8 protein-coding genes are annotated in these 11,737 nt (G+C 59.9%); all 8 read right to left on the bottom strand.

The window, feature by feature from the left end:
• Positions 1-4: 4 nt before the first annotated feature.
• The 8 genes from nirD to WQQ_RS01745 all read right to left on the bottom strand — a co-directional run bounded on the left by nirD (position 5) and on the right by WQQ_RS01745 (position 11,730).
• Complete coding sequence (gene nirD / locus WQQ_RS01780; protein WP_007183329.1) at positions 5-373, bottom strand: nitrite reductase small subunit NirD; 369 nt, start codon at positions 371-373, stop codon at positions 5-7.
• Positions 374-419: 46 nt separating this feature from the next.
• The gene (nirB, locus tag WQQ_RS01775) at positions 420-2,987 is read right to left on the bottom strand and encodes a nitrite reductase large subunit NirB (RefSeq protein ID WP_007183328.1); all 2,568 of its coding nucleotides are present in this window, start codon (positions 2,985-2,987) and stop codon (positions 420-422) included.
• 77 nt (positions 2,988-3,064) lie between these two features.
• Positions 3,065-4,408, bottom strand: coding sequence for an MFS transporter (locus WQQ_RS01770; protein ID WP_007183327.1), 1,344 nt, complete (start codon positions 4,406-4,408; stop codon positions 3,065-3,067).
• A 672-nt stretch (positions 4,409-5,080) separates the two neighbouring features.
• Positions 5,081-5,869, bottom strand: coding sequence for a 4'-phosphopantetheinyl transferase family protein (locus WQQ_RS01765; RefSeq protein WP_007183324.1), 789 nt, complete (start codon positions 5,867-5,869; stop codon positions 5,081-5,083).
• A gap of 13 nt (positions 5,870-5,882) precedes the next feature.
• Complete coding sequence (locus WQQ_RS01760; RefSeq protein ID WP_007183323.1) at positions 5,883-7,262, bottom strand: hypothetical protein; 1,380 nt, start codon at positions 7,260-7,262, stop codon at positions 5,883-5,885.
• Positions 7,246-8,052, bottom strand: coding sequence for an outer membrane lipoprotein-sorting protein (locus WQQ_RS01755; protein WP_050997542.1), 807 nt, complete (start codon positions 8,050-8,052; stop codon positions 7,246-7,248). The genes WQQ_RS01760 and WQQ_RS01755 overlap by 17 nt, the downstream gene beginning before the upstream one ends.
• A complete protein-coding gene (locus tag WQQ_RS01750; RefSeq protein ID WP_007183321.1) occupies positions 8,030-10,405 on the bottom strand; it encodes an efflux RND transporter permease subunit in 2,376 nt (791 codons plus the stop codon). Before WQQ_RS01750 ends, WQQ_RS01755 begins: the two co-directional genes overlap by 23 nt.
• Positions 10,390-11,730, bottom strand: coding sequence for a protoporphyrinogen/coproporphyrinogen oxidase (locus tag WQQ_RS01745; RefSeq protein WP_007183320.1), 1,341 nt, complete (start codon positions 11,728-11,730; stop codon positions 10,390-10,392). The genes WQQ_RS01750 and WQQ_RS01745 overlap by 16 nt, the downstream gene beginning before the upstream one ends.
• Between the last annotated feature and the right edge of the window lie 7 nt (positions 11,731-11,737).

Raw genomic sequence — 11,737 nt, 5'->3', positions numbered from 1 at the left:
GGCGCTAAACGGCTACCCAGACTTGCCCATCTTCGACGCGAACCGCATACGCGCGGACCGGCGTCGCCGGCTCTTCGAGGCATTCGCCGGTGACCAGGTCGTAATGGTGCTTGTAGATCGGCGAGGCGACGACGATGCGACCGCCGAGCGAACCGGTAAGGCCGCGCGACAGCACGTTGGCGTCGGATTGCGGATCGAAGTTGTCGATCGCGTAGAACTGGTCGGAGCCGTCGCGCTGGCGCACGCGGAATACCGCGATCTGCCGGTCGTCGACGAGGGCCGCGACGCCGAGGTTCGGCACGATGTCGCCGGGGGCGCAGATCGCGTGCCAGGTGGTTGCAGAGAGAGTGGAGTCGGGAGCGCTGCCGTCCATGATGTGTTTTCGTTCTGAGGCTGGAGAGGTCATACGGCCGTTTCGGTCACTCGGATTCCACGGCGGACTCGACGGCCAGGGCGATGCCCTTGAACGTCCGCGGCTCGCCTTTCTCCTCGAGACGCGCCGGACGGATCTGGCCGCGCTCCTTCACGAACTTCACATTGCTGTCGGTGGCCTTGCTGTTGACGAAGGTGCGGAAGCGCTTGAGCGTCTCCGGTGTTTCGATCGCGGTCTTCCACTCATCCTGATAAGTGTTGGCGACGTGCTGCATCTCGGCCTCGAGCTCGGCGCAGATGCCGAGCTTGTCGTCGATGATCACGCTCTTGAGGTAATCGAGCCCGCCTTCCATGTTGTCGCGCCAGGTGCTCGTGCGCTGCAGGCGATCCGCGGTGCGGATGTAGAACATCAGGAAGCGGTCGATGTACTGGATCAGCGTCTTGTCGTCGAGGTCGCCCGCGAGCAGTTCGGCGTGGCGCGGCTTCATGCCGCCGTTGCCGCAGACGTAGAGGTTCCAGCCCTTCTCGGTGGCGATGACGCCGAAGTCCTTGCTCTGCGCCTCGGCGCATTCGCGCGTGCAGCCCGAGACCGCGGACTTGAGCTTGTGCGGAGAGCGCAGGCCCTTGTAGCGATGCTCGATCAGCAGCGCCATGCTCACCGAATCGAGCATGCCGTAGCGGCACCACGTCGAACCCACGCAGCTCTTCACGGTGCGCAGCGACTTGCCGTAGGCGTGGCCCGATTCGAAGCCGGCATCGGTGAGCTCCTTCCAGATCAGCGGCAGCTCGTGCACCTGCGCGCCGAACATGTCGATGCGCTGGCCACCCGTGATCTTGGTGTAGAGCCCGTACTTCTTCGCCACCTGGCCGATCACGATCAGTCCCTCGGGCGTGATCTCGCCGGCGGCGACGCGCGGCACGATCGAATAGGTGCCGTCCTTCTGGATGTTGCCGAGGTAGTAGTCGTTGGAGTCCTGCACCATCGCGTGCTGCTGCTTGAGCACGAACTCGTTCCAGCACGACGCGAGGATCGAGCCGATGGTCGGCTTGCAGATGTCGCAGCCCAGGCCGCTGCCGTGCTTGTCGAGCATCTCGTCGAAGCTTTCGATCTTCTGCACGCGGATCAGGTGGTACAGCTCCTGGCGCGAATACGCAAAGTGCTCGCAGAGATGGTTGTTGACGGCCACGCCCTGCTTCTTGAGCTCGGCCTTGAGCAGTTGCGTCATCAGCGGCACGCAGCCGCCGCAGGACGTACCGGCTTTCGTGCAGCTCTTGAGCGCGCCGATGCTGTGCTGGCCGTCGGCGACGGCCGCGCAGAGCTCGCCCTTGCTGACGTTGTTGCACGAGCAGATCTGCGCGGTGTCGGGCAGCGCGTCGACGCCGATGCCGGCCGGCGCCTTGCCGTCCGAGCTCGGCAGGATCAGGAATTCCGGGTGCTCGGGCAGCGCCATGTTGTTGAGCATCATCTGCAGCAGCGTTCCGTATTCGGTGGCATCGCCGACCAGCACCGCGCCGATCACGGCCTTGCCGTCCTCGGAGGTCACGAGCTTCTTGTAGATCTGCTTGCGCTCGTCGGTGAACACGTAGTTGCGTGCGCCCGGGATGGCGCTGTGCGCATCGCCGATGCTCGCGACGTCGACGCCCATGAGCTTGAGCTTGGTGCTCATGTCGGCGCCGTTGAACTCGGCGGCCGTTCCGCTGAGATGCTGGGCGACGACGCGCGCCATTTCGTAGCCGGGCGCGACGAGGCCGAAGATGCGGCCGTTCCAGAGCGCGCATTCGCCGATCGCGTAGATGTCCGGGTCGCTCGTCAGGCAATGCTTGTCGACCACGATGCCACCGCGTTCGCCGGTGGCGAGGCCGCTCTTGCGCGCGAGTTCGTCGCGCGGGCGGATGCCGGCCGAGAACACGATCATGTCGGTTTCGAGCTGGCTGCCGTCGGCGAACTTCATCGCGTGGCGACCGCCGATGCCCATGCCGGCGCCATCGACGATCTCGAGCGTGTTGCGCTGCGTGTGCACGTCCACGCCGAGTTCTTCGATCTTCTTGCGCAGCACGCGGCCGCCGCCTTCGTCGACCTGCACGGCCATCAGGCGCGGGGCGAACTCGACGACATGCGTCTTCAGGCCCATGTCCTTGAGCGCCTTGGCGCATTCGAGGCCGAGCAGGCCGCCGCCGACGACCACGCCGATCTTCGAGCGCGAGCCCCAATCGGTCATCGCCTCGAGGTCTTCGATGGTGCGATAGACCAGACAACCCGGACGATCGCGGCCCGGAACCGGCGGCACGAACGCGTACGAACCCGTCGCGAGCACGAGCTTGTCGTAGGTGATGCGCTCGCCGCCCGAGGTGATGACGACCTTGGCTTCGCGGTCGATGCTCGTGGCCTTGGCGTTGAGCTTGAGCAGCAGGCCTTCCTGGTCGAAGAAGCCCGGCGCCACGAGCGACAGATCATCGGCCGTCGAGCCGCTGAAGTAGGACGACAGGTGCACGCGATCGTAAGCCGGACGCGGCTCTTCGCAGATCACGGTGATGTCGTGGGGGCCGGGCTGTGCGGTCAGCAGTTCGAGCAGCTTGTGCCCGACCATGCCGTTGCCGATGACGACGAGTTTCATGGCTGGTGAATTTCCTGAGTTTCTTTGAATGACCTTGGTTTTTTCGAACCTGGGTTATGTCCTGGCCGCGCGTCGTCTCAACCGACGGCGAGGCTGCGTTCGCGCACGGCCTGTTGGTACAGCTCTTCTTCCTGCGTCTTGTGTTCCTGGGAGAAGCGCACGGCGATCGCGCAGAGCGAGGTCAGCGTGACGACGATGCCGAGGATGAACAGGCAGTCCTGCGTGTTGGCGCTCGCTTTCATGAGGAAGCCCGCCGCCACCGCGCCGACGTTGCCGCCCGCGCCGATGATGCCGGCCACGCCGCCGAGCGCCTTGCGATCGATGAAGGGCGTCAGCGCGTAGGTGGCGCCGCAGGCCATGTGCGTGCACAGGCCGAAGCTCAGCATCGCGATCACCGCGAGCGCCACCGACTGCGCATGCGAGAACCACAAAAGACCCAGGCCTTCGCCGACGATCAGCACGAACAGCCAGACGCTGCGGCCGTCGAGGCCCTTGGCGCGGGCGATGCGATCCGAGACGATGCCGCCGAGCGCGCGCGCGAACAGGGCCAGCAGACCGAAACTGCCGGCCGCCAGGCCCGCGGTTTTCAGCGACAGGCCGAAGCTGTCGACGTAATAGCTCGCGACGATATTGTGGATGAAGATCTCGACGCCGAAGCACGCGCCGTAGGTCAGGAACAGCATCCACACGCGATAGTTCTTGCAGGCGCGCACGAAGCTCTCGCGCGCCACTTTCTTGCCGGTGTCGGGAATCAGGCCGCTGGCGCGCAGCGTGGAGAAATCGCCGGCCGGGCTGTCCTGCGTGAACTTCCAGTAGGCCCAGGCGGTGATCAGCATGAGCACGCCCGGCACCAGCAGCGCGAGGCGCCAGCCCAGCGCCTGTTCGACGCCCAGCAGCACGATCGCGGTGAGGATCAGCGGCATCAGCGCCTGCGTCGCGCCGCCGCCCGAGTTGCCCCAGCCGGCGCTCGCCGCATTGGCGGTGCCGACCACGTTCGGCGCGAACATCACCGAGGTGTGGTACTGCGTGATCACGAAGCTCGCGCCGATGGCGCCGATCAGCAGGCGAAAGAACAGGAAGCTGCCGTAGCTCTGCGATGCGGCGACGCCGAACACCGGGATCGCGCCGAGGATCAGCAGGCCCACATAGGTGCGACGCGGGCCGTAGCGATCGCACAGCGGACCGACGATCAGGCGGATCAGGATCGTCACCGCGACCGCCGCGATGTTGATGTTGGCGATCTGGTCTTTGCTGAGCCCGAACTCGTTCTTGATGAGGGGCATCAGGGGCGCCGCCGCGAACCAGGCGAAGAAGCAGACGAAGAACGCCACCCAGCTCATGTGAAACGCGCGCATCTGCGGCGTGGAGAAGCTGAACAGCTTGATCGATGTCGCTTTGGATGGGCTATTGGAAATCGTCATGGCGGATCGGAGCGGAAACTGGGTCGGGAGCGTTTTCAGCGGCCTTCAGGAAAGGCGAGAACGCGTGAGAAAAGAAAAGACCGGCGGGCGCAGGAAAGGGAGTCAACCCGCCGGTGAATAAGCGTTGCGCAGGAGCGCGTGATCGAAGCGGCCATCTCGATGGATGCCGTCGCTCTGGAGCGGCGCCTGCGAAGCCGGGATGAGCAGTTGTGTCACGGACAGCCTCCTGCGAATCAAGAAAAACAAAAAAGGCGTCCACCCATCGGCGGGAAAACCCGCCGGGATGGACGCCTTTGTCCAGAATCTATGTTCGTGTGGCACTGCTTGCCGGATCGATCCGGTGAAGCTGCCCCACCTGCGCTATCGCAATCCTGCAGTCATGGCCGCTGCCCTCGTTGGCGGCTGACCCGGGTTACAAGACCAGTGCTTAAAGACAGCAATATTCACGCCATCCGCAGGAAGCCGTTCAGACAGCCATTAGTCGAGTCGAAGGCCCCTGAGCAGCTTGTAGCCCCTGGGCCAGACGTTTGTCGGAATGCGATCGGCTTCTGGTAGGCGCCGCCTTCGTTTCCGGCAGCGCAATCTTCAAGGCCGTCGAGATGTTCCATTTCGGTGCGCCGTTCTTCAGCGGTCCAGGAGCTTTTGCCAAAGGACGTGACTGATATTGGGGCGTTATATGAGCTGCGATGTCGGGCGTGACGCTGCTTTGCCCGGGGCGGAGGGCCAGACGGCAGAGCCAAAATGTCGGTCGAAGTTAATCGTTTTGAAGCCGAGGGAGACCAATCCCGAGGGCGTCCGGAGGCGCAGCGCATAGGTGGCGCCCGAATTGCTGCCGCTGAAAGCTTCGATCAGCCCCTTCATGTCGAGTTCGACGATGGTTATCTGTCTCAGATTGGTGCAACCCGAACTGAGAGAGACGGCTTTGAAACATGCCTCTTTCAAGGTCCATAGAGCCGTAAGTTTCGCGTGTCGGCTCACTGGCGGTTCGAAGGCTTTTGCCAAAAGGAGCCCGCTTTCGGCTTGCAGAAAATGGTTGACGAAGTCGTCGCTGAATGCGGTGGTTTCCTGGATGTCAACGCCAATCGCTCCGCAGCAACTGATGCCGGCCGCCACGTAAGGGTATTGATGGGAGAGCGACAGCGAGCTGACGAGCTGCTTGCGACTGGAGTCCCATAGGATAGGGGTGCCAGTAGTTTGCGGTCGTTCGATCCACAGTGCTCGCATTCTTGACTCGGGAACTTCGTGCAAGGCTTGGTCTGATAGCACCGACCAGACCCCGGTTGTGGCCGGGGAGCCGATGCTTCTCAAATAAGCAAACTTCGCCACGACTCGTGCGCCGATCCACTCCTGTCTTCTCTGCAGGGAGCTGATTTGCAGCGAGCGCTCTTCCTCCTGTGTGGCCATGCGAGACGTCAGGGTGTACGGGGACGTCAGCTTGAAGATAAATGCCGAGGCGCTCATGGCGAGGCTGCGATCAGAAGTATCGCGTCAGCTGTAACCGAACGTAGCTGTCTTGCTTGAAGTTGTACAAGGGGTCCAACACGGGAACGTCGAAGTATGCCGTTGCCTCCAGAGTCAGTCGCCACCGTTCACCGAGTCTTCGCCCCCCTTTTACGGTGGACATCTTCGCGCCTGTTTGCGTGTCGATGAACACGCCGGCAAGTGCTTCAGTGGACGCAGTGTCGTTGAGCGCAAGGCGTCCTCCGAAAAACACGTCATCTTGGAAGGGTGAATATGAAAGTATCTGGAGGTTTCTCAGCTCAGGGAGCTGCTCGAGCCTGAATGTGCCGTTTGATGCAAGCGTACTTATGGCCATCCCTTGAGGTGAGCCGGGCGAAAGTGTGCCGCGGCTATCGCGGTAATATTCCAGCAGTAGCGTCCAATCCCATGCCGAGCTTGAGACGGCTCCCAGGTTGTACTCTAGCCCCGCTGCCGTTGCCCAGAAGCTTTGGGGGGTGGAATGCTGGTGTACGGCCTCCGCCTTGAAAATCCACTGCTCTGCGGTGTAGAGAAGTTCCACTCCATATTGTTCCATCTGATCGTATATCGGCACCAAACGAGGGTCGATTGGACGATAGCTCGGCAGAATGGAGCAGCTTGGTTCCAGCAAAGAGCATCCGCTGAACTGGATGCCAACGCCGCTGTACTCGAAGTCGAATCTCGGCTCTCGCTTCGTTCCACGAAAGTAGGAGAGAGCAAAATCCAGGTCGTTGATGTTGATGGATGCGCGGGCGGCGTAATCAACGTGCCGGTTGCCCTCGTCGCTTTCGTAGCGGGCTTGCGCAGCGTCAACGGGGATGAATGGGCGCAGCCGACCTTGGCTGTCGGGGTATTCACGCTCTCTGAAATAAGGCAGCGCAAAGAGCTCGAGCGTGCCTTGTTCGAACGAATGCGAAACACTGATGGCTGGCTGTCCTAGTTTCTGCTGCCCGTCCGGGCTTTCCAGCCAGTCGCTTTGATTGACGACATCGACAAGGTGGACCGCTTCTACGCTGCCCCAGAATAGCTGCCGGATGCCAGCGTTGACGGTCAAATATTCTCCGGAGTAACGGAGGTTCAATTCTCGGACGTCTGCGTGACTCCGGCTGGAATCCTGTTCATCGATGCGCCCGAATATCGTTGCCTGCAATGACCAGGCTTGCGATGGCCACCGCCCTAGGTAATCGAGCTGCATCGCCAATGAAAGATCGTTGTGATCGTCGGTTTGGCCTGGCCAGCGTGCATGTTGCACGAAGCTTCGGCTTTCAAGCTGCAAGCCCCCGTCCCAGTCAGAGGCTTGCAAAGCAGGAGCAATGACGAGCAGCAGTAAGCTGGCTAGTGCCGCGCGACACATCGGGCTACTGACCAGCTCCAAGTGAACTTTGCTCGAAATCGCGAGGGTTGTAGCCGTTGGCGAAGTGATAGTTGTTGAAGATCAAAGTGGTAACGGCACCACTTTGATTGTTCGTCATGACCAGTCTGTCGGCACGCCAATACTTTCCTGAATACTGCTTGTAGCCTTCGAATACGAGTGTCTTGAGAAGCGACTGTTTACGGTCGTAAAACTCGATTTTCATGGGGCTCAGGGAGAGTTTTTCCGTCCATACCTTTTGCCTGGAGTATGCGGAATCAGAGTCGTTGGGTATGCGCTCCGAAATCCGGCAAGTCGTGCTCCCGCAGGCTTCTTCACCAACAAGCCGATAGCGATACTTGGCCACGTGCTGGGAGCCGATGTCCTCGAACGCGAACTCACTGCCCATGAAAGGCCCGGTTTTGTTCCCGGTAACGATGCGCTTGACGCGCTTGGCCGCCGGCATGTACAGCCATCGATCGTCTTGTCCGTTCGAGTGTGAGTGTGTGAGGAGTGCGGTTCCTCGCACGTCTCCGGGGTCATCGAACAGAATAAGCGAGCGTTCGCCGTCGCTCGGGACTTCAAGAATCCTGGAGTGCATCCTTCGTGTCGATTCCTGCCCTCTAGGATTGCGCAGAATCATCAGCATCTCGACCGAAACGTCGCCAAAACCGGAGTCACGCTGGTTGGCTTCCTGCGCCAAAGAAAGACCCGCTTGTTCCGGAGTCTGCGCGGCTACGCCATTGAGGCTTGCCAAGATCAGAATCATCGAGGCAAGAGCAATCGGCAATCTACGAGCGGGGTGGATTGGCATGGGTGGTATCGTGCATCAGCGAGTTTGGATGAAGATTGCGTCGGCCATCGATCAGCACCAGCAGTCCTGGCAGGACCAAGAGATCGATGGGCCACGCTACAAATACGGTGATCGCGGCCAGTTGGGCCATAGTGGCGTTCGGCTCGAAGGTGGACTGCGCCATTACCAAAAAGCCCGCCTCCAGGATCAACGTGTTGGCGATCATGGCGGCTCCGGCTTCGCGATAGGCATATCGGATCGCCTCCTCGACGTGCATCGCCAGATTTCTCCGGGCGCGCTGATACTTCTCTAGGAAGTGAATGGTATCGTCCACCACGATGCCAACTACCACGTTGAGGACAACGGCCATCGTAAAGATGATTTGTCCGTCCATGAGCGCCCAAATGCCGAAGGCCATTCCTAGAGGTAGCAGGTTGGGAATCAGAGAAAGTAGTCCCAGTTTTGCGCTGCGCAAGCCAGGCAGGAGCAACAACGATATGGCGGCAAGCGAGAGAGGGAGCGATTGAAAGTTGCTCCGAATGTTTCGCTCTGCAATATGCGAAAACATAACCGAAGTGCCGGTTCCTTTCGCATGCAATGTAGGGGCGTTATCAAGTAGCCAAGCGTTACCGGCTGCTTCCATCTCACGAACCTGATCTGCCCCCACATCGTCGAGTACGACACTCATTCGGGAGGCCGATTTGTCTACGGTTATCCAGTCGTTAAGGTCGTGCCCGAAAGGCAACGACATTTCGAACAAGAGCAGGTATTGCGCTGCCGCCTTTGGATCGTCGGGCAGTTTGTGCATGGCTTGGGAATCGGCATGCATGGCCTGGTTGAGGCGTTTGAAGATGTCGGCGACGCTTCCGACGTATACCACATGTGATCGATAGGGGCCGTTCTTCCACCATTCGGAAAACGCGTCGATTTTCTGCAGGTACAGCGGATCTGTCACTCCTTCCGTTGCAGTACTCCGCAGTGAGTATTCGATCGAGTAGATTCCTGTGAGTCCATTCATGACCTTGTCGGAATCTGCACGGAATTTTGAGCTGGGCTCCAGATAGTGGAGGAAGCGATCGTTTGTATCGTTGAGTGTGGCCAAGCAGGAAAGGGCCACGGATAAGCCGATCGTCGACGCGAGGATGACACGATGTTTGGCCATGACCAGCCGGGCTAGCCGATCGAGAGCCGGTTTCAACCAGTCGCCGCCATTCCCTCTAGATTTCAGCGGCAGCACGGCCAGCGAAGCGGGCAGCAGTGTCATGCTGAGCAGCCATGACAGAAGGCCTCCTAGAGAGCTGATGTTTCCCAGGAGGGTCAGAGGCGGTGAGTCGGTGAAGTTAGTGCCCAGAAAACAAATTGATGTGGTCGCATTGGTGAGAAATATGGGAACGAAGTTCAGGCGCAGAGACTCGACGATTGCGTCTTTCCGGGCCAGACCTTTACGCATCTGAGAAAGCAGCGTCAGGCAGATATGGACCGCATCTGCGATGGCGAGCACAGAAATGATCAAAGGAGCCGCCACGACCGGCGGTGTTAGCTGTACTCCGGCATAGCCGGCGACGCCCATGGCGGAAGTCGATGCCAGTAGAACCATGAACAAGGTGGCGAGCGTGGCCTTGACCGACCTCAACAGTACGAACATGACCAAGAATGAAAGCACGTACATCGCAGGCGCCAGCGTCGACATATCACGCATGGATGCTTCCGTGAACGCGTAGCTCATTGCGGTGGAGCCGGTGACGTGGCAATGCAGAGAAGGGTGTTTCTTCTCGATGTCGCCGCAGGCGTTTCGTGCAGCGAGTACCGCTGCTTTCTGTTTTTCGGCCGAAGGACCGGAAAACTCGTTGATGACGTTGATGCCTGCCATTCGCCCATCGGGGGAGACGAGGCGTCTCAGCAATGCCGGTTCCTGCAAGGCGATACGGCGTATGCGTGCCCCTATTTCTGCCGTGGGGTGGACACTGTCCGAGAGAAGTGGGGTGACGTTAATATCATCGCCCAGCGTTTCCACATGTTGATGATTGGTCAGTGAGTCGACTCTGGCGCTGTACGGGAAGGCCCAAGCGGCCGTTGTCAGCTCTCGTATCGCGAGAAGGATTTCGGGTTCGAATACGTCCCCATTTTGGGGCTCGATACCGATGAATACGTTGTCCGCCACGGCATAGTCGGACTGTAGCTGATCGAAAACTTGAAGCTCAGGATTCCCTTTGCCGAAATAGGCACGAAAATCGGTATCGAATCCGAGTTTAAATGCGCCGAGGCTCATCACAAGCGAAGCCACGACCGTCGCTGCCATCACGAACCATGCATGGTTTACCAGCCAGCGCGAGTAGGAGATGAGCAGCGGCTCCAGCCTTATGGTGAAGGACATGGGAGCCCGGATTGCTTGAGGAATTCGGCTACTCGTTTGCCGCTGTGAGCGGCGCTATCCGAGTAAGGAAACCCCATGTAGTCTCCTGCGAGCAGAACCGTGCTTCCAGGATCGAGATGTCGCCAGTACTGGTTGACTTCCTGGCTGCGGCCTACGGGAGAGTCGGCTGCCGCGTGCTCCCAGCGCACGACATGCGCCAGACGCAAAGCTGCGAACGCGCCGGGAAAGTACCGCTCGAACTCGGGTCGTATCTGCTCGAGGATGGCAGCATCAGACTGCTGCAACAGGTCTCGAGAACTTCCCGCCAGGATGATGTCGAACAGCTGTCCTTCTCGTGTGCGAGCACCTCCCTTTTCAAGTTCGATCCCAATGCTCGCTATGGAGGTTCGCTCTCGGGCTGGGATCAGTACCCCATAGATTCCCTTCCAATGTTCTGGCAATTGCCACCCAGGGTGAGTTGCGATGCCGATCTTGAGTGTGGAACTGTATTGGGTGGCGATCAACCGATTGCTGACTTTATCGTCGGTTCGGTAAATGCGATTCGCGACAGGAGCGGGAATGGCCAGTACGACCTTGTCGAATTTCTCCGTGCCATTGTCCGTTCCCACTTCGACTCCGCGTTCGAGTTTGATGACTGAGTGAACCGTACAGTCGAAGTGGACATCGAGCGACTGTGCGATGCGATCCGGTAGTGAGCCCATCCCGGTTTTGAGCGTCATCAGACGTTGCTGCTCACTGCCGATCTTGAGTATCGACATGCCCAAGGCGGCGGAAGCCGTAGCAGGAGATTGGTAATAGAGTGCTTGGAGAAAGGGTTCTACGATGTAATCGAGCGCCGCTGATCCGAGAGTGCGGGTCAGCATGCTTTCGCAATCTTCGCGATCGAAGGCAGACCAGCCTGCATAGTCGTCGAATGGCAGTGAGGCCAGTTGCCGATGCAGTGGCAGATAGCCGCGCAGGAATTTCAACGCTTCTCGGGGGCGCAGACACTTGAGCACCATCGCCAGGCCTGGCGGGAGGCGGCCGATGCTGAGTGCCTTGATTCTGCCGTCCCGCACTAGAGCGCTACGAGGTGTTATGGAGACGATCTCGTCCGCCATGCCGAACTCGCCCAACAGCGGCAATAGCGTGTTGTAGTTTCCCGACAAGAACTGGACACCCCTGTCGATCAAGCAGTCTTGCACGACGTCGGTGCTCATGCGCCCGCCTGGTCGGTGGCTGCTTTCATAGACCGTTACATCGAATCCGTAGATACGAAGATAGTGTGCGGCCGTGAGTCCGGCTATTCCGGCACCGACGACGGCGATCTTGTGCGGGCGATCCACGTGTCAG

Source organism: Hydrocarboniphaga effusa AP103 (genome assembly GCF_000271305.1).
Classification (GTDB): Bacteria; Pseudomonadota; Gammaproteobacteria; order Nevskiales; family Nevskiaceae; genus Hydrocarboniphaga; species Hydrocarboniphaga effusa.
Note: the sequence above shows the minus strand (reverse complement) of the source record. Positions and strands in the feature narration are given on the sequence as shown.